At 38.1% G+C, this 24769-nt stretch carries 23 protein-coding genes; 8 read left to right on the plus strand and 15 right to left on the minus strand.

The annotated features are described in order from the left end of the window. Positions 1–230: 230 nt before the first annotated feature. The 8 genes from ribB to FCS21_RS09930 form a co-directional block, all read right to left on the minus strand. Entirely contained in the window at positions 231–1340 is a 1110-nt protein-coding gene (gene ribB / locus FCS21_RS09895) for a 3,4-dihydroxy-2-butanone-4-phosphate synthase (protein ID WP_138622905.1), read from the minus strand. 192 nt (positions 1341–1532) lie between these two features. Further along, positions 1533–2219 carry a riboflavin synthase gene (locus tag FCS21_RS09900; protein ID WP_138622907.1) on the minus strand — a complete coding sequence of 229 codons (687 nt, stop codon included), beginning with the start codon at positions 2217–2219 and terminating at the stop codon, positions 1533–1535. 69 nt (positions 2220–2288) lie between these two features. Further along, positions 2289–3539, minus strand: coding sequence for a bifunctional diaminohydroxyphosphoribosylaminopyrimidine deaminase/5-amino-6-(5-phosphoribosylamino)uracil reductase RibD (ribD, locus tag FCS21_RS09905; RefSeq protein WP_138623016.1), 1251 nt, complete (start codon positions 3537–3539; stop codon positions 2289–2291). Between the two features lie 103 nt (positions 3540–3642). Next, positions 3643–4140 (minus strand): transcriptional regulator NrdR, encoded by a 498-nt coding sequence (nrdR, locus tag FCS21_RS09910; protein ID WP_138622909.1) that lies wholly within the window; start codon positions 4138–4140, stop codon positions 3643–3645. A 190-nt stretch (positions 4141–4330) separates the two neighbouring features. After that, entirely contained in the window at positions 4331–5590 is a 1260-nt protein-coding gene (gene glyA / locus FCS21_RS09915; RefSeq protein ID WP_138622911.1) for a serine hydroxymethyltransferase, read from the minus strand. A 482-nt stretch (positions 5591–6072) separates the two neighbouring features. Further along, positions 6073–7260: an ABC transporter permease gene (locus tag FCS21_RS09920; RefSeq protein ID WP_246047158.1), complete on the minus strand. Its 1188-nt coding sequence runs from the start codon at positions 7258–7260 to the stop codon at positions 6073–6075. Further along, on the minus strand, positions 7260–8015 hold the full coding sequence (locus tag FCS21_RS09925) for an ABC transporter ATP-binding protein (RefSeq protein WP_138622915.1): 756 nt from the start codon (positions 8013–8015) through the stop codon (positions 7260–7262). Before FCS21_RS09925 ends, FCS21_RS09920 begins: the two co-directional genes overlap by 1 nt. A 72-nt stretch (positions 8016–8087) precedes the next feature. Beyond that, entirely contained in the window at positions 8088–9560 is a 1473-nt protein-coding gene (locus FCS21_RS09930) for an alpha/beta fold hydrolase (RefSeq protein ID WP_138622917.1), read from the minus strand. A gap of 185 nt (positions 9561–9745) precedes the next feature. Here FCS21_RS09930 and FCS21_RS09935 point away from each other — a divergent pair, with 185 nt between their 5' ends. Continuing rightward, complete coding sequence (locus FCS21_RS09935; RefSeq protein WP_138622919.1) at positions 9746–9964, plus strand: EF-hand domain-containing protein; 219 nt, start codon at positions 9746–9748, stop codon at positions 9962–9964. 141 nt (positions 9965–10105) lie between these two features. On the opposite strand, the gene fabV is transcribed toward FCS21_RS09935, so the two are convergent. Both fabV and FCS21_RS09945 read right to left on the minus strand, forming a co-directional pair. Beyond that, positions 10106–11296, minus strand: coding sequence for an enoyl-ACP reductase FabV (gene fabV, locus FCS21_RS09940; RefSeq protein ID WP_138622921.1), 1191 nt, complete (start codon positions 11294–11296; stop codon positions 10106–10108). A 167-nt stretch (positions 11297–11463) separates the two neighbouring features. Further along, on the minus strand, positions 11464–11778 hold the full coding sequence (locus FCS21_RS09945; RefSeq protein WP_118056093.1) for a BolA family protein: 315 nt from the start codon (positions 11776–11778) through the stop codon (positions 11464–11466). 195 nt (positions 11779–11973) lie between these two features. On the opposite strand from FCS21_RS09945, the gene FCS21_RS09950 reads away from it, so the two are divergent. From FCS21_RS09950 to FCS21_RS09975, 6 genes are all read left to right on the plus strand, one after another. After that, on the plus strand, positions 11974–13164 hold the full coding sequence (locus FCS21_RS09950; protein WP_138622923.1) for a methyltransferase: 1191 nt from the start codon (positions 11974–11976) through the stop codon (positions 13162–13164). Between the two features lie 15 nt (positions 13165–13179). Beyond that, entirely contained in the window at positions 13180–13749 is a 570-nt protein-coding gene (locus FCS21_RS09955) for a YajG family lipoprotein (protein WP_138622925.1), read from the plus strand. A gap of 54 nt (positions 13750–13803) precedes the next feature. Then, entirely contained in the window at positions 13804–14382 is a 579-nt protein-coding gene (locus FCS21_RS09960; protein WP_138623018.1) for a peptidylprolyl isomerase, read from the plus strand. A 216-nt stretch (positions 14383–14598) separates the two neighbouring features. Then, complete coding sequence (locus FCS21_RS09965) at positions 14599–14928, plus strand: hypothetical protein (protein WP_138622927.1); 330 nt, start codon at positions 14599–14601, stop codon at positions 14926–14928. A 246-nt stretch (positions 14929–15174) separates the two neighbouring features. Then, entirely contained in the window at positions 15175–16455 is a 1281-nt protein-coding gene (locus tag FCS21_RS09970; protein WP_138622929.1) for an AmpG family muropeptide MFS transporter, read from the plus strand. Between the two features lie 261 nt (positions 16456–16716). Further along, positions 16717–17562, plus strand: coding sequence for an HDOD domain-containing protein (locus tag FCS21_RS09975; RefSeq protein ID WP_138622931.1), 846 nt, complete (start codon positions 16717–16719; stop codon positions 17560–17562). 24 nt (positions 17563–17586) lie between these two features. On the opposite strand, the gene FCS21_RS09980 is transcribed toward FCS21_RS09975, so the two are convergent. From FCS21_RS09980 to argR, 3 genes are all read right to left on the minus strand, one after another. Next, positions 17587–17985, minus strand: coding sequence for a YacL family protein (locus FCS21_RS09980; RefSeq protein WP_138622933.1), 399 nt, complete (start codon positions 17983–17985; stop codon positions 17587–17589). Between the two features lie 68 nt (positions 17986–18053). Further along, positions 18054–18713 carry a fumarylacetoacetate hydrolase family protein gene (locus tag FCS21_RS09985; protein WP_138622935.1) on the minus strand — a complete coding sequence of 220 codons (660 nt, stop codon included), beginning with the start codon at positions 18711–18713 and terminating at the stop codon, positions 18054–18056. A gap of 301 nt (positions 18714–19014) precedes the next feature. Further along, positions 19015–19491 (minus strand): transcriptional regulator ArgR, encoded by a 477-nt coding sequence (gene argR / locus FCS21_RS09990; protein ID WP_118056055.1) that lies wholly within the window; start codon positions 19489–19491, stop codon positions 19015–19017. Between the two features lie 567 nt (positions 19492–20058). Here argR and FCS21_RS09995 point away from each other — a divergent pair. Beyond that, entirely contained in the window at positions 20059–22242 is a 2184-nt protein-coding gene (locus FCS21_RS09995; protein ID WP_138622937.1) for a S46 family peptidase, read from the plus strand. A gap of 85 nt (positions 22243–22327) precedes the next feature. Here the strand turns inward: FCS21_RS09995 and FCS21_RS10000 are convergent, their stop codons facing one another. Next, positions 22328–23611 (minus strand): diguanylate cyclase, encoded by a 1284-nt coding sequence (locus FCS21_RS10000; RefSeq protein WP_138622939.1) that lies wholly within the window; start codon positions 23609–23611, stop codon positions 22328–22330. Between the two features lie 13 nt (positions 23612–23624). Further along, on the minus strand, positions 23625–24506 hold the full coding sequence (locus FCS21_RS10005; protein ID WP_246047160.1) for an ABC transporter substrate-binding protein: 882 nt from the start codon (positions 24504–24506) through the stop codon (positions 23625–23627). Positions 24507–24769 lie beyond the last annotated feature (263 nt).

Raw genomic sequence — 24769 nt, forward strand, 5'->3', positions numbered from 1 at the left:
TCTCATGAGCTAGTTTCTGCTGAATTAATAACACAAGCATGTACATAGAATTTACAAAACTTATCACTAATGCGTGAGATATGAATATGAGCCGTAGAAGTAATTGAGCCGAGCTTATACCCGTAAAGACGTACGGTAATTATCTGATAATAACTACACATAAAAAAATGACGGTATATGTTTACCACATATACCGTCATTTGTGCGGCTATAAACTGACCAATAAAGTACTAGTCCGCAATATACTCAACAACTTCCAGACCAAAACCTGACAATGAGTGGTATTTAGTTTGTGAGCTGAGTAGACGCATTTTACTAACACCTAAATTAGCTAAAATTTGTGAGCCAACACCAACATTACGTGAACCAATATGGCGGTTAATTTCTTTTACTGTTTCACCGTTATCTATTTTGGCATATTTTTGCACTAAGTTAATTAACTCTGCTGGTGATTCATGCTTACCAAGTAAAACCAGTACGCCACCTTCTTTAGCTATTTTTTCTAAGGCACTAGCCATTGGCCAAGTCGCAACGCTTTCTCGCTGACTAAACAATAAATCTCTAAAGGTGTTTTCTAAATGTACACGCACTAAGGTAGGCTTATCTGCACTAATTTCACCTTTTGTTAAGGCAAAGTGTGCTTGACCATCAATAGTGTCTTTAAACACCGTTAAGTCAAAGTCACCAAAAGCGGTAGGCAATTTACATTGCGACACACGCTTAATAGTAGTTTCAGTGGTATTTCTAAATTCAATTAAATCGGCAATAGTACCCATTTTTATATCGTGTTTTTTGGCGATAATCTCTAAATCTGGGCGACGCGCCATAGTGCCGTCTTCATTTAAAATTTCAACAATCACTGCTGCTGATTCAAGTCCCGCCATGCGCGCTAAATCAACACTTGCTTCGGTATGACCAGCGCGATTTAATACGCCACCATCTTTAGCAATTAACGGAAAAATATGCCCAGGTTGTACGATACTTAAATGAGTCGCTTCTTTATCTGCTGCGGCAAGTACGGTAGTTGCACGATCGGCAGCAGAAATACCAGTAGTTACCCCAGTAGCAGCCTCAATGGATACAGTAAAGTTAGTGCTAAACTGCGCATCGTTTTTATCGACCATTAATGGTAATTTTAATATTTCAGATTTTTCGCGACTCATTGGCATACAAATTAAACCACGTCCGTGCGTTGCCATAAAATTAATGGCCTCTGGAGTCACTTTTTCAGCGGCCATAATGAAGTCACCTTCATTTTCTCTGTCTTCATCATCCATTAAAATAACCATCTTACCTAAAGCGATGTCTGCGATGATTTCTTCTGGGGTATTTAAATTCATTTGGGCCTCTTTAAATGACTAACTATCGGTTAGCCTATTTTAGCTTTATTGGGTATGTATTTTTATGAGTACAAATTTCAATTTCATTAATTAACAACATTGATATTATCAATAAGTGCGCTCATCATTTAATTACGTTCGTGCTTACTCTTTTTTTGGTATTTTTATTCATGTTTATCAATAGACCATACGCTATTTAATAAACCCTGCCTTTACTAACATTGCTTCACTTACATTTGACTTAACAGCAGGATTTTCATCAGCAGTTTTAGTCAGTAAGCGCTCTAAGTAACGCGCAATTAAATCAACCTCAAGGTTGACCTTAGTACCGACTTGATATTCAGCAAAGATAGTTTCTTGTACGGTATGCGGCACAATCGTTAATCTAAATTTACCCGTTGAGCCATGCTCAGCAAGTGCATTAACCGTTAAGCTAGTACCATCAATAGTTACTGAACCTTTCTCGGCAATGTAATGTGCTAAATCCTTGGGCATGCTTAGCCAGTACTCCCAGCTATTACCGTTGTTATTAATAGCTAAAATTTCACTAACACCGTCAACATGTCCTGACACCATATGACCGCCAAAACGTGTGCTTGCCAACATCGCTTTTTCTAGGTTCACTTTACTACCCACTTGATAGCTTGCAAATCCAGTACGCTGCAATGTTTCGTTAGAAACATCTACACTGTAGCTGCCACTGCCCTTGGTATTATCAAAATCAACCACCGTAAGACAAATACCGTTAGTAGCAATTGAGTCTCCCAATTTAACATCACTCATATCTAAGTTATTGGTGGCAATAACTAAACGAGCACCTTGAGCATTAACATTGATGGCTTTGATAGCACCCACCGCTTCGATAATTCCTGTAAACATAGACGTCTCTATTTAATTTCTGTTGGTTTATTAATTGATTGACTTATTTTGCTGTTAACCATGTTTTTGCTATGAGTTATTTACTATAAACTGGCTAGTAATGCGAATATCTGCACCGATCATACTAATATCACTAATAGTTAATGCTTTAGCTTGATTGAGCTTTAATATTGAAGGCATTGCCACTAAGCTTTTTCCGTCGCTGCCCATTAACTTAGGCGCTTGGTATAAAATAAGTTCATTAACTAAATCTTGTTCAATAAAGGCACCACTTAACTGTGCGCCCGATTCTATTAAAATATCATTAATACCCAACGTAGTTAGGTATGCTAACAATGCCTTCAAATCTATTTTCAACTTACTTTGGTTACCACTTTGAGCATTGCTTTGACTATTACTATGTGGACTAACGCTCATCAAAGGTAATTGTACGTGTTTTACGAAATGCGGCCATTTAGATGGCTTTTCAAGCGTAGGAGCAACTTTATTTTCAACGCCTTCATCATCAATACCATTAATAATTAAAACCGGAGACTGATGAGAAAATAATGCAAGCTCTGGCGTTAAACGGTTTCGGCTGTCGATAACTACCCGTAATGGCTGACGCAGTGTTTCTTCAGGATAAGTACTTTTTAACTCGCCGAGTTCAGACCAACGTACTGTCATTTTAGCATTGTCGAAAATAACAGAGTCAGCGCCAGTAATAATGGCACAACTTTGCGCCCGTAAACGCTGTACATCTTGGCGTGCCTGGGTTGAGGTTATCCATTTACTTTCACCACTGGCCATCGCTGTTTTACCGTCTAAGCTTGCCGCTAACTTACAACGTACATATGGGCGTTTATGAACCATTTGATGAATAAAACCAACATTAAGTGCTTGTGCACTGTGCTCAAGCAACCCCGACTGGACTGTTATACCGGCTTTTTCTAATAACGATAAACCACTCCCTGAAACGTGTGGATTGGGGTCAACCATAGCAGCAATAACGTGACCGATATTGGCATCCACTAAGGCCTTAGCACAAGGAGGGGTTCGACCAAAATGACTACAAGGTTCAAGCGTAACATACGCGGTAGCGCCTGCTATTAATTTAGGGTAATTCGTATGAGCATCAGCAAGCGCATTCACTTCAGCATGCCCATGGCCTGCCTTGTGATGATAACCTTCACCAATAACTTTACCAACACCATTTTGGTAACTCACTAGTACACAACCTACGCGCGGGTTAGGTGAGGTAGTAAAGTGGCCTTTTTTAGCTAATTCAATCGCTTGTGCCATAAAGCGCTGATCATCCAGGGTAAAGCCTTGAGCTGTCAATGCTTGTTCTGTGCACTGGTTTTCTGTGCTGTTTTGTTTAGTTACGCGTTTAGTTACGCTTTGCTCAGATGACATTTGATTATTAGTAACACCATTTTTCATGTTATTTAGCTGCTTTCGAGGATTTTCTACTTTTGACCTTACCGTTTTTTTCTTTACCTAAACGCGTGATCTCATCGGCAAATTCGCTAATATCTTCAAAAGATAAATAAACCGAAGCAAAACGTAAATACGCCACTTTATCTAATTCTTTTAATTGCGCCATAATTAAATCGCCCAACATTTCGCTACTAATTTCTCGTTCACCCGTAGCGCGCATTTGAGATTTTAACTTATCAATAGCCAGCTCTATTTGTTCCATACTCACCGGACGTTTTTCCAACGCGCGCGTTAAGCCACTGAGCATTTTATCTTCATTGAAAGGCTCTCTGCTGCCATCACGCTTTATAATACGTGGCATCACCAATTCAGCACTTTCAAAGGTAGTATAACGCTCATGACAAGCTAAACATTCTCGACGGCGCCGTACTTGGTGACCATCAGAAACTAAACGTGAATCAATAACTTTGGTGTCATTCGCTGAACAAAATGGACAATACATGATATACCTATGGTAATGAAAAGTACGTTTACGGACAAAAAAATAGCCGCTCAAGGCGGCTATTTTAATATAAAACAAATGATTAAGCTAAAAAAACTAGCTCCCCGATAAAAGACATCGAGAATGCCGTTAATCAGCAATCAATTTATTTACCTTAAGTAAATTTCACCTTATAGCGACAAGGTGATGGTTACTTTTGGTAAACTGGGAATTGAGTACATAACGCTTTCACTTGACCTTTAACGCGGTTAATAACGTCTTCATTGTCAATATCATCAAGAATGTCACAGATCCAACCTGTTAATGCTTGTGTTTCTTCAATACCAAAGCCACGACGGGTAATCGCTGGCGTACCTAAACGTAAACCTGAAGTAACAAACGGAGAGCGAGGATCGTTTGGTACGGAGTTTTTGTTTACCGTAATGTGCGCTTTACCTAAAGCCGCATCAGCGTCTTTACCAGTAATATCTTTATCGATTAAATCAAGTAACAATAAGTGGTTTTCTGTGCCGTTAGACACAACTTTATAGCCACGTTCTTGTAATACAGCGACCATGGCTTTAGCGTTATCTAAAACACCTTGTTGGTACACTTTAAACTCAGGCTGTAATGCTTCTTTAAAAGCTACCGCTTTGGCAGCAATAATGTGCATTAATGGGCCACCTTGACCACCAGGGAAAACCGCGCTGTTAAGCTTTTTGTAAATAGCTTCGTCATCACAAGCAGAAACAATTAAACCGCCACGAGGGCCAGCTAATGTTTTATGTGTCGTTGTTGTTACCACATGTGCGTGCGGTAACGGGCTAGGATAAAGACCCGCGGCAATTAAACCGGCAACGTGAGCCATATCAACAAAGAAAATAGCATCAATTTTATCAGCGATAGCGCGCATACGAGCCCAATCAACCACACCAGAGAATGCTGAGAAACCACCAATAATCATTTCTGGTTTATGCTCTAATGCTAAGCGCTCTAGCTCTTCATAGTCAATATCACCTGTTTCAGGGTGAAGTCCATATTGAAATGCTTCGTAAGATTTGCCTGAAAAACTAACATGTGCGCCATGAGTTAAGTGACCGCCGTGAGCTAAGCTCATACCTAACACTTTACCGCCTGGGGTAACTAAGGCTTGAAAAACAGCCGCATTAGCTTGTGAACCAGCGTGTGGTTGAACGTTTGCATAGGTAGCGCCAAATAACTCTTTAGCACGGTCAATAGCTAATTGCTCAGCAACATCAACATATTCACAACCACCGTAGTAACGTTTACCAGGGTAACCTTCAGCGTACTTGTTCGTTAACTGTGAACCTTGAGCTTCAAGAACGCGCGGGCTACAGTAGTTTTCAGAAGCGATCAGTTCAATGTGCTCTTCTTGGCGAATAACTTCATTGCTCATTGCTTGATAAAGTTCAGGATCAAAGTCAGCAATATTCATATCACGAGTAAACATGTTCTATTCCTTAAGTATTTCAGCCCAAGGCTGCAAACGTTGCCCTAATTAACGCCTAGCTTAATACCTAATAATATTAGGCACTGAGTACGCAAACTTGGACAGACAAAAATTATTGGCAGTATATTGCCCTATTTCTCACTCATTGTACACGGTAAAACGGGCTCGTTTTAGTCCATTCCACCTTGTTTTAGCGCATCAATGGTTCACTAATTATTCATAAATGTATGCGTAACAAGTTGATAGCTCTGTCTACTAAAACAGGGATAGAAACTATAACTAAGCGTAAAGCCACTTACAACGAATATAAACCATAGTTAACATAACTAAACCGTATAATTTTCGGTAATAATTAATAACACCAAACCACCATTAATTTTATTGAAATTTTTTACCTTAATTATTGAAATCCAGAAAGCAAAAAACACCGCCACAATAATAAATGACAGTGTTTTTTATTCGTTCAAACTATTATTTACACGTTAACTTAACGCCATCACTACTTTTTCTGATTTTAATTTTTTAGCTAACGCTAAGATTAAGGCAACGGTGATTACAATGGTAACCGAGCTGGTAGTAAATACCGCTAACCAATCAAGTTCAACGCCTTTAAAAATCTTTTCAATAATCATCGATTGCCCAGCTATAGGTAGCCAGTTTAGCCACTGAGGACGATCATCCATCATAGAAATAACAAAAGGAATAAAGGCCGGGATCCCGATAAGCATACCCACGGTTGATTGTGCTTCTTTAAAACTTTTTGTTTGAAAAGCAACAAATAACTGACAGGCTGAGGCAAAGAAACAAATAGGTAAAAGTAGTAATAGTAATATGGCTGCCGTTGATAAATCTAAACTAAAAGTTGCACCAATTTTTGTTAAATCGACAAAACCAACAGACACCGAAGTGAGTAATAAAATAAGTAACACGCCAATAACCGAAATGGTTGACGCACTGATCAGTTTTGCTAACACTATTTTTAAGGTACTTACTGGCTGGCAAAGTAACATTTCTAATACATTACGCTCACGTTCGCCAGCGCTTGAGTCAATCGCTACCGATAAACCAGACATAAATGCCGCTAACATTAAATACAGCCCAAGCATCATTGAAATCAGCATAAAGGTTGCGTCTGGCTTAGCTGTGTCTTGCTCTACTAATTCAAGCGGGTTTAATAAACGAATATCGACGCCACGTAGCAGTAAACGTTTATAACCTATCGATAAAGAGAAGGCACGTAGCGCATTGTTAATTCGCCTTACGGGTGGTTGCACCGCTTTATCGGTAAAATCAGCTTGTAGATGTAACTGAATAGGCTTACCTGCTGCCATATCTGCAGCGTAGTTTGCGGGAATGTTAAGGGTTATACTTCGTTGCTGCCACGTTGATTTTTCATCTGCAGGCACATCAACAAATGCCAATAAATTATTATCGGCAAAGTGTTTTATTAGCTGTGGTGCATATTCAGCACCACTAAATTTCACGTAAACGGGTGGCTCGTCGACTAATTTTTCAATCATGATTTTTGATATCATCATAATGCCAATAGGAGCTAAAATAGCCATCATTAATGCGACCATCAACGCGCGTTTATCCCGAAAGGCTTCTCGATATTCTTTTAGCACTAGTGCTTTGAGCTGAATAAGATCTCGCGTCAAATTCGACATCATCACGCGGCTACCCCTTCATCTGAGCCAATTAATTTAACAAAAGCTTCTTCTAAATTGCTTTCACCTGCTAATTCACATAATTCTTGTGGTGTGCCTTGTGCGGCTAATTTTCCATTCGCAACAATAATCACTCGGTCACAGAGCGCAGCAACTTCTTGCATAACGTGCGATGAAAATAAAATACAATGCCCTTTGGCTTTAAATTTTGCTAAATGATTACGTAATATACGGGTACTCATCACATCTAAACCACGTGTAGGTTCATCTAATACAAAATTTTGTGGTTGATGTACTAACGCCTGCGCTAAGGTGATTTTCATGCGTTGACCTTGAGAAAAACCAACGGTTTTACGATGAGCAAGCTCGCCTAAGTCTAAATCTTGAATAACTTGCTCAATAGCTTGTTTTTTAACTTGCCCTGACATGCCATGCAAACTAGCAAAGTAGTCAATTTGTTCATAAGCGGTAAGGCGCTCATACAAACCAAACTTATCGGGAAAAATGCCTAACTTGGCGCGAGCCGCTAATGGTTTTTCAGTAACACTGATACCATCGATAGTGGCAAAGCCTTCATCAGCGCAGAGTAAGCCATATAAAGTGCGTAAGCAGGTGGTTTTTCCGGCACCATTTGGTCCTAAAATACCGGTGATTTCGCCATCGTTGGCGGTGAAAGATAACCCGTCTAAGGCTTTAACCGTATTTTTTTTATTTTTCTTATCAATAAAACTTTTATGTAAATTATTTACTTCAATCATTTATTTTTCCTAGGCGTGTCAGCACTTGTTAATAGCTAAGCTTGCTAAGCTCTTATTGTGCAGGTAAGTGCTCTATTGAATACCATTAACACTGGTCATAAAGCGTTCTTGAGGAATGTTTTGTAAACAGGATTCGTCAAGGTTTCCAGGCGCTTTACTGGTTAAAAATTGATTAATAATATCACTAGCACAGGTACTCATTGCGACGGTATGTGAAGCATTATCGATAATAATATGATGGCTATTAGGTAACGATTTTGCTGAATACTCACCATTGCTTGGCGGTGTTACTGGATCTAAGTTACCTGATAAAATCAACGTCGGAATATTAGCGGTGACGCGTTGATAAAAATCTTCACTGGGGCGGTATTGAGGAAAGAAAGGACAAACCATATCCCAGGCCAGTTGACTGTCTTTACCATCAAAATTATTATCAGCGTCGGCTGCCTTATCTGCTGCTGAGACTCTTGGCATATCTTCATTACAGACAATATTAAAAAGTAAACCGGTATACACCAATTGCTCTCCTTCAGTGCGCGCCATCAAACCAATTAGCGGTTGATAGTTACCTAAAAAAGCTTGATGGATAACCAATGGCACCATAGAGCGACCTTCCATACCATACAGTTGAAAGCGTAAATTGCCGGTAAATTTAGTATCGTCGATTAGAAGTTTAGTAGGTGTACCTAAGCGAGGGTGTAAAATATCCATATCAACGGGCTCTTTGGCTAAACGAGCTTTAACGATTTGAAACTCTTGCGCTACATTAGGAAATGCTTTATGACAAGGGGCGCTATTTTTACAGTTTTCTAGCAATAAATTAAAAGAGCGCGCGCCACTTTGACCAAATAGTCCAATGGGCACTTCAATGGGACCGACACTATCAAGTACGACACTAGCAAGTGACTCAGGAAACATACGCATAAAGACTAAACCTGCGCGAGTACCGTAAGAGCCACCATAAATATTTAATTTTTTATGACCTAGCGCAGCACGAATAGCGTCAAAGTCTCGAATAGCATTTTCAGAGTTATACTGTGTGACATCGCCGGTAAATTGTTTAACACAATCAGTGACCTCTGCGGGGGTTAAGGCATCAGGCAGAGCGCTGTAAACATTATCAACCGCTTCAAATTCACACGACAATGGACTACTTTCACCAGTACCTCGTTGGTCTACTAAAATAATATCGCGCGTTTTACGCACTTCACGAAAAACACGATTTAATCCTGTCGCTAATTCAACTGCGGCCTGGCCTGGCCCACCGGCCAAAAACATTAACGGTGTTTTGTATTCGCTATCATCAATAGCAGGCAATACTGCAAAATTAATCGCTATTTTAGTGCCCTCTGATTGCTGATAGTTTTCCGGTACTACCAACTTACCACATTTCACTTGTGAACGTATTTCTCCTAAATGACAATCTTCTAAGGTTAACTTTTCTAACGGTAACTCTTCTACCAGTAACGAAGCATCACTCGCCCACACGGTTGTGCTTAGCATTAACACCGCTAGCGTAATAATTTTGTTCCAGTTTACTTTCATGGTTTTTCCTTAATAGCGCACTACCCAGGTAGTCTGAACAATTATTATGCCATTTAAAGAAGATTAAATAAGTAATTAGCGACTTTATTCATCTCAACATTAAAAAATTATAAATAGTCATTCACAAACACCTGAATAAGGGATATGGTTTAGGTATATATTTTTACTAAATTGTGGCCTTTACTATGGAATTAAATCAGTGGGTAGACGAGTTATTTGAGATATTCGATGAAGATAAAGACGGCGTGATAAGTCGCTCTGAATTTGTTGAATTAATTGATGTTTTATTGCAAGACAAAGGTATTCGCATGTGCGAAAGCATTTTTAAACGTTTTGATAAAAATCACAGCAATTCAATTAATAAAGAAGAGCTAAAAGACATGGTGATCGAGTTAGCGCTTTAGTTAGCAATGTTCATGAACAATACGCTCTTAAAGTAATGGTTAAAACGATAAAAATTAATAATCGACATTGATAAAAAAGCCACCAGCTATAACATTATTATTAGTTTTAGTTGGTGGCTTTTTAATAAATTATTTAATTACTTACAGTAAATTGTTTATCGCAACTTCTGGGCTAACATCCGCATCGTAGTCAACACCTGCAACATCAAAACCAAACAGTTTTAAGAACTCTTGATGATAAGCAACGTAATCGGTTAACTCGTCAATAGTGTCGGTTTCAACACGGTTCCAAATATCGGTAACACGCTGCTGAACACTGTCTTCAAGTTCTTTATAATTTTGACGGAAACGACCTTGCTCATCTAAACGAGGTGAGTCACTGTAAATGTTTTCTTTAAATAGATTAGCTATTTGCTCAATACAGCCTTCATAAGTACCATCTGCTTTCATCACTTTAAACATCGCTGAAATATACAACGGCATAATAGGAATAGCAGAACTGGCTTGTGTTACCACGGCATTTAATGAGGTAACGCGTGCTTGGCCATTTACGTTAGCCGTTGCTGCATTAATAGCACTCGCAGCGCGGTCTAAATCTTCTTTCGCTTTACCAATAGTGGCTTTACCGTAAATAGGCCAAGTTAATTCTTTACCAATATAAGTGTAAGCCACGGTTTTAACACCTTCAGCCAATACACCGGCTTCGCCAAGCGCATTCATCCACAATTCCCAATCAGCGCCACCCATCACATCAATAGTCCCCTGAATCTCAGCGTCATTTGCTGCTTCAACAGAAACTTCATCGATGACACGCTTTGAAGTATTAAGGTTTTTAGTGGTAACGCTTTGACCAATAGGCTTTAGCGTAGAAGAGTAGACTTCACCGGTATCGGGATCGGTTCTACGTGGCGATGCCAATGAGTAAACGACTAAATCAACTTTACCCATATCCGCTTTAATCGCTTCAATGGCTTTAGCTTTTATTTCATGAGAAAAAGCATCACCGTTAATGTTTTTAGCGTAAATACCGGCTTCGTCTGCTGCTTTTACAAAAGCGGCAGTATTATACCAACCCGCAGAAGCTGTTTTCTTCTCTGTTGGTGGTTTTTCAAAAAAGATACCCAGTGTTTTAGCGTCATGACCAAACGTTGCTGTGATACGTGAAGCTAAACCATAGCCAGTAGAAGCACCAATCACTAAAACATTTTTAGGGCCTGTAGCGGCTGGCGTTTGTGCTTTTACATAAGCAATTTGCTCATTAACATGGGCTTCACAACCTACTGGGTGAGCATTAGTACAGATAAAACCACGAATTTTTGGTTTGATAACCATAAGTAAACCTTTTTATTTATAATAGTGACTCAGCTAGGGTCATACTAGGTGTAAAAACACAGCTAAGGTTTGAAAAAACTTCAAAAATATTAATGACATTGTACCCTGCCTTACACCTAAAGAGGTACGACCAGGGTAGCATGGTGATTAATAACAATAATATAACGCTATTTTCCGCCACCTAAACACTTAGGTGAACTCGGCGTATTACCGCCATGAAGTGCTTGCCACTCTGTTTGTGTATAGGTGTGTAACGCCAGCGCATGAATTTTCTCAGCAAGCTCTTGTGACAACACGCTATTAACCAAACGATGACGCTTGATTAAACGCTCATTTTCAAAAGCATTTGCAACAATAACCACTTTAAAGTGAGATTCACTGCCTGGGGGCACATTATGATTATTACTCTCATTAATCAGTTCTAAATGTAATGGTTGAAATGCATCAAGTAACTTTTTTTCAATAACAGCGGCAACAGTCATTATTTTCTCGCTTAGTAAAAAGATGAAGCACTAAAGGTAATATAGTTATACCTTTTGAGAGACTAGTTCCAAAGGATACTAACTCTCGATAGTTAAGGGCTAAATATTTTAGCTGATTTCAGTTGATAGACCAACACTATGTTGTGAATTATGGCACAATAGCGGGCAATTTTTACTGACCTTTAGCCTATATTTATGATCAGCCCTTTTATTGTTAATGATAAAAACTTATTTCTTAGCCGCTTTCCTGTTTCACAGGTAAATCGTAGTTTACAAGCGTGGGATTCAGCCGATGAATATCTAATTAACTATATTGATGAACAAGGGTTAATTAACGCCCAGACCAAGGTCGCTATCTTTAATGATGCTTTTGGGGCCCTAGCCAGCAACTTTTGCCACTCAGCAACGGAAAAACCTGAAGTTATTGCTATTAATGACTCTTATGTTAGTCAACAAGGCGCTTTGTATAACATTGAGCAAAATAATCTAGATGATAATAATGTTAAGCAATTAAGTTCGCTTGATAGTTTACCTAGCGATATTGATATTATTTTATACAAAATACCTAAAAGTAAATCGTTACTGATTGAACAGCTTATCCAGATAAAAAAATCGGTTAGTGACAGCTGTATTTTTATTGCCGCAGATCGCGCTAAAGAAATTCATAGTGCAACGTTAAAAGTATTTGAAAAATATCTAGGTAGCACTAAAACCTCTTTAGCGGTAAAAAAAGCACGCTTAGTTTTTTGTCAGCTTGATTCTTTGCTTATAAACAAGCAGGTACACCAATCACCTTTCCCGACGGTGTGGTCATTAGCTCATCAATCAACAAATGACTCACCATCGCGCGAATTTACCATCAGTAACCATGCCAATGTCTACGCACGAGAAAAACTTGATATTGGCGCGCGCTATTTTATTGAAAACTTACCTCACGTGGCAGCTAACGCTAAAGTTATTGATTTAGGCTGCGGTAATGGGGTTATCGGTCTATCGGTATTAGCAAACCAACCTCAAGCACACGTACAATTTATTGATGAGTCAGTTATGGCTATTGCCTCAGCGCAGCAAAATATACAAACTAATATGCCCGAGTTAATTAACCAATGTGAATTTACCCTTAACGATTCATTAACCGATATTGAAGGCGGCAGCGTTGATTTAATTTTATGTAACCCACCTTTTCATCAAAATACCGCTACAACCGATCATATTGCTTGGCAGATGTTTAAAGACAGTCACAGAGTGTTGAAAAAAGGTGGCGAGTTACGTATTATTGGCAACCAAAAACTAGCTTATCATATTAAATTACAAAGACTTTTTGGTAATGAAACCTTAATAGCCAGTAATAATAAATTTGTTACTCAATCAGCCATTAAACGATAAAGGAACAAAGCAAACATGAAATTCATCCCCTTTAAAACAATAACGCTACTATTTTTACTAGTCAGTATTGTAGGCTGTAGCACTATGCCGACACATTTAATTGTTTCGCCACAAATTAGCCTTTCACCCTCGAATCAATTAACAGGTAAAGAAGTGCAATTACATGTGGTTGATATGCGTACTAGCCCTCATATTATTCAAATACTTGAAAAAAATGAACCCGCTATTATTCTTTCATCTGAGCAACGTCTGGAAAATATTATTCAAGACACGTTAACAACACATTGGCAACAGCAGGGTTTAGCTATAAACGGATCTGCTGCTAATAAAATGACCGTAACGGTAAAAAAAGCCATTATTAGTGTTGATCAAGAAAGTGTCAGTTACAGCACTCAAAGTGAAATTATTATTGAAGTGTCTATTGATAACAGCAAGCAAACGCTAACTAGCAGTTTTAAAACACGTGCCCACAGTGAAGGTGCACTTAAAGCAGATGTCGCTGTATTAGAACGCGAGTTTAATCAGCACTTAAGTACACTATTAACACAACTATTAACCAGTAGTGATATTAAAACTTTTCTATAATAATGTATGCCTAACAAGCGTACTTTCGAGCGGTGGTAAATCATTTTGAGCAATATTTTACAGTTTCTTATAGCAAGTACTTTACTCATCACGAGCTGCTTTAGTCATGCCGTTGATCCAACTAATATCTACCCTAAAGTAAAGCTAGTCACTTCTATGGGTGTGATTGTTATTGAACTTGATAGAGTAAAGGCACCTATTACCGTGAATAACTTCTTAGAGTACGTGGTCAAAGGGGAATATAACAATACTATTTTTCATCGTATAATTGAGGGATTTATTGTACAAGGCGGTGGATATGACGCTGAGTTTAGCGCCAAAAAAGCCGCTAAAAACATTATTAATGAATCAGGCAATGGTCTACAAAATGAATGGGGCACTATTGCTATGGCGAAAGAGAATAGACCTCATACCGCCAACCGACAATTCTTTTTTAACCTCGCCGATAATACTACATTAAATCCGGGTAGATCATGGGGCTATGCAGTTTTTGGTACTATTGTTGAAGGTGAAGAAGTACTCGCTACTATTGCGAAAGTACCCACTGAATACAACGAAAAAATGGCGTGGAATGATGTGCCGATAAAACCCGTTATGCTAATCCAAGCAACATTATTACCCGCTAGTTATTAGGTTTGCCTTAGTAATACTATTACGGTAAACCGTACCAATACCCATAAATAAACTCTGCCATTTTTTGACAAAAAACTGATTATCACCGATACATTAGTTAGCTAGTAAACATTCTCGTCATATAATACAAAGTATACATTATCTATAACACACACTTTTCAAGCAAATCACTTCTATTATTTTTGCACTGAACATAAGTATTTTTAAGGATCACTAATGAGTATTGAGCAATTTATCGACGATAAAATACTGCAAATGCATGTTTATGTGCAGGCCGTTATTGAAAAAACACTGCACTATACAGAGCTTGACTGCTTTATTGTTGATACCATGTCTGAGTGGACATTATTAAATGTTGTAGACGAAACCCCAAATAGTGCTAAAGAACGTGTATTCTGGCATTTAATTCATGAAGTTAGTTTACATGGTGCACAAGCCTTGGACCACGACATTCTTTTTAAAAGTGAAATAGACACCTGCTTAAATTTTTTTAATGGTACTGGCAATTATCCAATTGACTGTATTGGCTGGCGTCCAATTCCTTAATTAAATACCTAATTTATATAGTAACGAATAGGTAGAAGTATAAGCGATAATGCATAGCACACTACTGCTCGAGTAAGATAAGTTAACGCTTTAAGTTATTCACTCATCAAGGCAACGGACAACTCCCCATCGAAAAAAATCAATATTCGTACGCTTATTGTTATTAATACCGTCTGATGCTTCTGCAAAGACTAAGCCTCTGATAGACTTCAACACAATAACTAACCTAATTAAAGTTACTCGCTAATGCCAACATCCCCAACTACTAGCTCAGTAAAAAACAGCTCGATTAAAGAGGCTATTTTAAATAAGCGCATGCTTATTTGTATTTTTACCGGTTTTAGCTCAGGTTTGCCATTATTCGTTTTATATCAGTTAGTCCCTGGGTGGTTACGTGATGAGGGTGTAAGTCTCACTGAAATTGGACTCTTTTCATTGATTGGCATTCCCTATGTGTGGAAGTTCTTGTGGTCACCACTGATGGATCGCTACTCACTTGGTGTGTTTGGCAGACGCCGTAGCTGGATGTTAGCAACACAACTATTACTACTCGGCTCTATCGCTGGGTTTGGTTTTGTTAATCCTATTATGGATATATGGGCCGTTGCTTATTTAGCAGCTGCGGTAGCTTTTTTCAGTGCCAGTCAAGATATAGTACTGGACGCTTACCGACGCGAGTTATTACCTGATAATGAACTGGGTTTAGGTAACTCAATTCATGTGCAAGCCTATCGGCTTTCAGGGTTAGTCCCCGGGTCGCTGGCCTTTATTCTAGCCGATCATATGAGCTGGCAATCTGTATTTATCATTGTTGCGGCTTTTATGCTCTTAGGCGTACTATTAACCTTATTTATTAAAGAAACTGATTCTGAACATACTGCTCCTAAAAGCCTACGCGAAGCGGTTGTTTTGCCTTTTAAAGACTTTATTCAAAGTAAAGGACTTAAATCTGCTGGCTATACACTATTATTTCTTGTGCTTTATAAGTTAGGGGATAATATGGCAACAGCGTTGCAAACGCCATTTTTCATTGATATGGGCTTTAGTAAAACTGAAATAGGTGTTGTCGCTAAAACCTCGTCATTAATTGCGATGACCATTGGTATTATTGTGGGCGGTTTAGTGATGGTTAAACTAAGTATTAACCGAGCACTATGGCTATTTGGTTTTGTGCAAATAATAAGTATATTAGGTTTTGCAGCTCTCGCAGAAATAGGTCATAACACCTATGCTTTAGCCATAACCATGGGGTTTGAGTATTTAGGCGTTGGGTTAGGCACGGCTGCCTTTACTGCGTTTATTGCCAAAACAACTAACCCTGCTTTTGCCGCTACTCAAATTGCTTTATTTACTGCCCTAGCGGTTGTACCGCGTACATTTGCCAATGCAACTACCGGCATTATTGTTGAGCAAATTGGTTGGACTAACTTTTATTTTTTGTGTACGGCTTTAGCTATTCCTGGCATGTTAATGCTGCTTAAAGTAGCACCTTGGAATGAAAAGCCCCTTAACTCGAGTGTCCCTTAACTATTATGATAAAATTTTTCTTTTTAATACCTATTATTATGTGTGCTATTTGGACCTGGTATCTTAGCGCGCATAACTACACGCTTAAAGAAGGTATTAAAGGCTTCGCTTACATCTTTGCGTTTAATGCTATTATTATTGGTTTTTTTACCCTGATGATTTATATCACCCATACTTGAGCAATAGCATGGTTAGAACTAAAGCAATGATGCGCTTTATACGATATAATTTGATTTTATTTCTATCGCGTTTACTTACCTTATGTTAATTGTTGATCAAAGTGTTTTAGATGATATTGGTCGTGGCTTTTCAGTCCCCGCACAACCTCTGTTATTACTAGAGTTACTCAAGCTTATGGCTGAGCCTAACCCAAACATTAATGCCATTAGTGATGTGATTAGTAAAGATATAGCTGTCAGCGCAGCTATTTTAAAAGCTATTAACTCACCTTTGTATGGTCTAAGTAGAACAATTACTGACATAAAAATGTCAGTAAATTATATCGGCATTTTCGGTGTAGTTATGTTGGTAACGGGCAGTTTACTGAAAAAGAGTTTTGACCCAAAAAGTTGTAGTATTAATTTAGAAAGTTTTTGGCAACTGACCTCTGATATTGCCAATGTTGCTATGATAATGGGTCAACGTTATAAACCCCAAATAGCGAATGATAAATTTTTTAGTTTAGGATTATTTCATGCCTGCGGCGTACCTGTTATGGCAATGAAATATAAAAATTATCAACAATTATTCGATAAAGCATTAACAACTTCGGAATTATCACTAGTTGAAGCAGAAGAGCTCAATTATGGTGTAAATCATGCGACTATAGGTTATTTCGTTGCCAGTTCATGGCGCTTACCTAAAGACGTCTGCCAGATTATTCTGCAACAGCATGATAAAACATTTATTAGCCTACTTAATGGTTCACAAGAGCAAGATTTATTCGCGGTGCTAAAATTGAGTGAGCAGCTAATATCAAGGAAAAATACTGGCTGCGACACTACAGATTGGCCTTATGTGAAAGACAATGTGTGTGAACTGTTAGCGATTGATGACCATGCTTTAGCTGCATTAATAGTAGAATTCACTGAAAATAGTGATGATTAACTATTTTTATCATCCACTTACCGTTTAACGTAAGCCGCTGATAAACTCTCGCCAAGAAAGTAACAGCGCGTTAAAGTCATCTAAGCCACAACCCGCTATTTCATTTTCATCTAAATGAATATGATCATCTGTCAACATATCAGACAAGCCCTCACCGTGCTCATCTAGTGAGCCATTCATACTTACATTGGTTTGAATAGACACCTCATCCTTACTTAAGGTAATAGAGTATTCACTACCTGTGATAAGTAACTCATGAGATTTACCGGTTGAAATACCATCTATCGCGCTGAGCAGATCGTTAATCTTAGTCACATTACGACCCACTTCCACTTCTATCCATGGGCCAATAACCTCATGCTCTAGTGAGAACAGCGCTCGCGCCTCACCTGTAATGGCGTCGTGTACAAATTCATATTCCATAGCGGTTCCTATCTAGATCAACAAGCCCTAAATTAAGTGTAGTAAATGTTGACTTAATTTTGATGTAGTTACTGCGCTCGCCACTGACAATCGAGCAATACTTTTTTCGTTTCTGCCTGGCTCAAATATAATTGACCAATAAACTGGTCATTATCGTTAATAACGCCGACACCTTTGGGTGTACCCGTCATGACAATATCGCCTTCTTCAAGCGTCAAAAATGTTTGTAATTCTGTTAAAATTTCAGCGGGTTTAGCCATCATTAAGGCTACGCCACCTTGCTGTTTAAGCTCATCATTAATCAACAGTGATAACGTTAATTGCTCAATATCCTCTTGGTCGATACCATTTTGCTCAAGACTAATAAAATCACTAAAAACAGCTGATTTATCGAATGCTTTTGCTCGTTCCCAGGGGAGGCCTTTTGCTTTTAATTTACCTTGCACCTCACGTTTAGTTAGGTCTAAACCTAAAGCGACTGCTGTAAACTTGCCCCCTTGATACAAAAAGCTCAACTCGGCTTCATAATGCAATACGTCACTATTGTGCTGTGCAAATAATGTAGAGCTAATAGCTGAGTTAGGCTTGATAAACACCACCATTTCATCAGGCACTTCATTGGCTAGCTCTTTTATATGGTCGACATAATTACGACCGATACAAACAACTTTTGAAGGTGTGATCGACTCTGCTGATTTTTTAGCTGATATTAAGGTAACAGTATTCATAAAACCTCTTAAGTAATGCAAAACATAACGACGTAAAGCCAATATGAGGGCATGATAATCAGTTACTGACTATTGGACAAGTTGATTTTCTGACTGATAACAAAATATAAACGCATACAAGACATGCAACTCAAACATGGTTATATTTTTAATAACATAGCTTGAATTAATGTGATTAAATAATAGGAGATAAAAATAGCTACTTATAAATAAACAATGACTGCTTAAACGCTAGTAGCGCGATATTTATCAGTAGACATCGTGCTAAAATGAAGTAGCTACTAGATTTAGTAAACTAACGTTAGTCTTTTACCGCTAATAAATGACGGATTGAAATGGTGATTTCTTCTATTCTATTAATATCAACAGGCGCAATAAAAATAGTATCATCGCCAGCAAGTGTCCCTAAAATACCGGCAGACTCGCCCATACTATCGAGCATACGAGAAATTAACGGCGCCGCACCAATGCCTGTTTTTAAAATAATTTGCATGTGATTATGTTTAACACTTAAGACCACTGACTCAATTGATTGCTTTGACTTAGGTACGGATAATTCATCCGGCAAAATATAAATCATTTCATTATTAGCATTACGTGTTTTCACCGCACCAAGCTTAGATAATAAACGAGATATTTTCGCTTGTGACATATCCTCAAATCCCTGTGCAGCAAGGGCGTCAGCTAACTGTCCTTGAGAGCCATAGCATTGATCTTTTAATAGTTTTTTAAATGCGTGAACTAATAGGGATTCTTTCTCTTTACGGCTGCTACTCATTTAGCTTCTTCAAATAATTAATTGTTATATGCTAATTATACACTATTGACACTTAAATAGTGAATATTTATTCATTAATCAGTGTTTTTCAAGCCAAAAAACGGCATGCCATTCCTGGGCTGTACCTAACATTATCTTGTAAAAGAGTGCTATTTAAACGGTTTTCAGCACTAACATCATAAGGATTGTCAATTTCAAACTAAGGTGTATTTAATGTCACTGTACTACCGTCGGCGTATTTAACGGTTAATATAGATAACGTAGATATACTTTCGCTTGTTCAATCGGGCTGTAGCCTGAGAACATCCCTCGTTGTTAATAGACCTTGATGACAATAACGACTAATATTTTGTAAATAATAATCACACTCAATTGTAATAGCCATTGCAAATTATTACCACTTACTTTAATGATTATTGTTTTACTATTTTTTTGACTAAAACCTATCGCTAGCGCACACTATCTTGTCGACATTTTTTGTCAAAAAAATCAATCACTGAATGCCATAAAAAGTTCATCATAAAAGTAAATATTCAGTTAACACCGCCTAATAAACGTAGGAAAACGATGAAAAAAATAATTAAATTACTGACCTTGCCATTACTAGCATTTAGTGCGAGTTCGGCAGTAGCCGATGAAGGTATGTGGCAACCAAACCAATTGCCAACAATCACTAAAGAGTTAACCAAAGCGGGGTTACAATTAAACCCAAACGATCTAACCGATTTAACGGGCTTTCCTATGGGGGCTATTGTTAGCCTGGGTGGTTGTACCGCGTCATTTGTTTCTGACCAAGGCTTAGTTGCCACTAACCATCATTGTGTCTATGGCTCTGTTCAGTACAACTCAACGGCAGAAAATAACTTGCTTAAAAATGGTTTTTTAGCAAAAAACTTCGCACAAGAGTTACCAGCAACACCAGGCAGTCGTATTTATGTCACCGAAGAAATTACCGAGGTAACGAAACTGGTAAAATCAAGTGTTTCGAGCGAAATGTCTGGTAGTGAGCGATACAAAGCCGTTGATAGTAATTCAAAAAAACTAGTCGCTGAATGTGAAAATGACGATAGATATCGCTGCAGTGTGGTTAACTTTCATGGTGGCTTAGAATATTACTTATTTAAGCAACTCACTATTCGTGACGTGCGCTTAGTGCACGCGCCAGCCAGTAGTATTGGTAAATATGGCGGTGATATTGATAACTGGATGTGGCCACGTCACACCGGCGATTATGGTTTTTATCGTGCTTATGTTGGCAAAGACGGTCAGCCGGCAGATTTTAGTAAAGACAATGTACCATACCAGCCTAAGCATCACTTAAAAGTGAATAAAAGTAGTGTAGATGACGGTGATTATATTATGGTGCTTGGCTATCCCGGTAGAACCAATCGTTACCGCACCGCTTATGAAGTTGAAAACACCTTTTCTTGGACTTACCCACACGCTAAAGCTTACCGCGAAGAAATTATTGATTTAATTTATAGCCATTCAGCTGAAGATAGTGAAGCACGTATAAAATATGAAAGTACCCTAGCGGGTTTAGCTAATTATGCTAAAAATTACGGCTCAATGATCCACAGTTACAATAAAGGCTCCTTCTTAGCACGTAAGCAAACACTAGAAAAAAACTTAACAACATGGTTAAACAGCAATACCGAGCGTGAAGCGCAATATGGCGAGGCGTTATCAGGGCTCAATAACTTAGTTAAGCAAGATGACAAGCATCAAGCGCGTGATTTAATTTTAAGTTATATGGGGTACAGTAAAATGTTGTCCACGGCTAAATCGTTACATCGTTTAGCCGTAGAAAATACCAAGCCGAATATTGAACGTGAACGTGGTTATCAAGCGCGAGATATTGCCCGCTTTGAACAGAGTATGAAATCTGTTGATCGTCGTTACGATGAAAAAGTGGACCAAGAAATCCTCGTCGCTATGTTAACTCACTATGTGGCTTTACCTAAAGCTGAACGTCTTAAATCATTTGATAAGTTTTTCGGCCTAGCTAATGTAAGCGCTGCTAACTTTAGTGCCAAAAAACTTCGTAAGCAGTTAGCTCGCATGTATAAAAAAACAGAGCTTAACTCACAGGCCCAGCGCTTAGCGTTAATGAATGAACCGCTAAGTTATTTTAACAACAGCAAAGATCCCTTTATTCAATTAGCGGTAACAAGCTTTAAAGAGCGTAAAGCGATTGAAGAGCAGTCAAAAGAGCTAGCGGGTAATATCCAAGCATTCCGCCCCAAATATATGGCGGCGCTTATTGCTTACTTCAACGATAACAACTTGCCGGTATATGCCGATGCTAATAGCACTCTACGCATCACTTACGGTAATGTTAAAGGTTACTCTCCTCAAGATGGTTTAACCGCTACTCCTTTCACTACACTTGAAGGTATTATCGCTAAAGACACTGGTGTTACACCGTTTGATGCGCCACAAAAACAGTTAGACTTAATTAATAAAAAACATTATGGCGAGTACGCCAAAAAAGCTATTGGTTCAGTCCCAGTTAACTACTTAGGCACGCTCGATATTACCGGTGGTAACTCTGGCTCGCCTACGTTGAACAACAAAGCTGAATTTGTTGGTTTAGTTTTTGATGGTGTCTATGAAAGCATTATTGGTGATTGGGATTACGATACTAAATTAAATCGCTCAATTCATGTAGATGTGCGTTATATGCTTTGGGTAATGGAGCATGTCGATGGTGCAACTAATTTAATTGCAGAAATGGACATTGTTGAGTAAGGTTTAAACAATACTTACTACTAGGAATTTCTAAGTGCAATGAGAGTAATAGTAAAACTTAAAATCCGGCCATGCGCCGGATTTTTTAATGCAAGTTGGTTGACCTAAGTACTTCAATGCGGTTACGACCATTTTTTTTAGCTTGATACATTGCTTGGTCTGTATCATTAATTAATTGCTCTAAGTGTTTATGGCGATCACTTAAAGTACAAGCACCAATACTCAAAGTGATCGCTATCTCTTGATTATTTATCGTGAGGCTATTTTTCGCTAACGAACTTTGTATACGACTAGCAGTTTCAATGCCTCCTGCTATATCACAATGAGGTAAAACGATAATAAATTCTTCGCCACCATACCTTGCTAAAAAATCCACGTCGCGTATCTCTTGGCTGCAAATATTACAAATATGTACCAATAACTGATCACCGAATAAGTGACCAAAATCATCATTTACCTTTTTAAAAAAATCACAATCTAACAACAGTAAGGTTAATTCAGTACCAGCTCTTCTTGCTCGAGAAAACTCCATATTTGCGCGTTCAAATAAAGCTCTACGATTAGCCACTTTTGTGAGCGCATCTGTATTGGATAACTGTTCTAGCACCTTGGTTCTATCCTCAACAACTTCTTTCATTACCGTCAACGAAACCGTGGTATCACTGAGTTTTTTATTCATCGTATTAAACGCTTGTGCGATGCTATCAAACTCTTGTGAGTGATGAGAAAATTGTATATTTTGGAAGTCACCACTCTGGTTTTTCTCAAAAGCTCGTTTTACTTCATTGAGTGACTTTCTGACGATGTAAGTCAGCGAAAAAGCACCAAATAACAGCCCAATAATGCTCGCAACAGATACTGAAATAATTAAAAATGCTTGCCGTTGAATGGTGTCGTAAATATCTTTTTGCGCAATAGCTGACAGCTGTAATGAATCAGATTGAATAGCTTCTAACTGAGTCATCAGTCTTGTTTTCAAATGCACTTTTATTACCTCACTGGCATTTTTTAGTTTATTTTTATTGATCAGTGTAAAAAGACTTTTTAAGTTTTCATTTTGACTTTGCAAACTCATTTGAATGGTTTGCTGCTGTGCGGTTAATTTAGGTGAAGACTGTAATAGGTTTGTTAACGTGACTTCTAGTGCATGCCAATGCTCCAGATTATAATTAGCATCATAAATATTATCATTGGCAACTAACTGCTTTAACCTATAAGTTTGATTAGTTAGCTGCTTGGCATAATTATCTCGCTTAAATGCCGTTTCTACAGCATACGATGACCAAGTAACACTAGCCAACAATAGAATAAATAATAAGCAGCAACTTAACACAAAAAAGAATATTCGTTGCGACAAACTTACATTCATAATGAACTATCCTTTATTGGGAAACATTTACCGCATTAGGTATAACTTGTAGCATGGCTCTACTATCAATGAAGCGTTCAACATCAGACACCTTTTCAAACTCACTCATTTGCGTAGCAACAGCCCAAATAGCTTGTGATTGCACACTGAAAATTAACGACTGATTAAGCGCTAACTTAAAGATATAATCAGGCCAAACCCATTCAATAAATGCCGCTGATAAGTTTAATTCTCTCATCACTATTTGCTTAGATTCCTCTTGGTTACCAGCAATGTAATCTGTTGCGATACTGAGCCCTTGAATAATACACTTTGCTTTTTCAACTAATAAGTTATCGGCAGTCAGTGATATTAAATTAAAACTGAGCGAGTTTAAGTTTTTAGTATTATGTACCTTAACCTTATCCCTTAATTGTTTTGTACTATTAAAAGCAAAGGGCTCCCAAGGCACAAAAGCATCCACTTCATTATTGATAAAACCATTAATCAATGCTTCAGGTTTATAATAACGCAGCGTGACATCTTCTGTTGTTAGCCCCTCAAGTGCTAATAAAATACTTACAAAGTATTCACTGGCGGTGCCTTGAATGACACCAATTTTCTTTCCTTTCAAGTCAAACACAGAGTCTACCTTTTCCGAGGATCTAGAAAGAAATTTCACATCATTATTTGATTGCACAAACATAGCATGGGTCACAAACCCTTTATTGGCTAAACTTTGAAAAGCAATAACTGAATCAGAGCTAGTACCAAAATCAACGTCACCAGTCATAACTTTAGTAAATGCTTTTTGACCACCGACGACGTTATCAAACTTTACATTGACACAGGTTTTGTCAAAAGCACCTATGGCTTTAGCCACGTAAAAAGGAGTAGATAACGGTGTTTTAGACACCGCAATAGTTACCGAATATTTAGGTTGCCACCAATTCGATTCAGCATATGAATAAAATAAGGCTACGCAAATGATTATCAATAAAGAGATAATTGAGACTGTGAGGATTTTAATAATCGAAATAACCAATACAAAATAGAGACATTCACCAAGTATAGAAAAGAATGAATTTTTTGGATCATTATCCGCTTATTTAAAAAAGGAAAATCTATTCACCTGCTATTGAATAGTATATTACCTAGTCTGTTGTATGGTGCGTGTAA

Source organism: Colwellia ponticola (genome assembly GCF_005885605.1).
Taxonomy (GTDB): Bacteria; Pseudomonadota; Gammaproteobacteria; order Enterobacterales; family Alteromonadaceae; genus Colwellia; species Colwellia ponticola.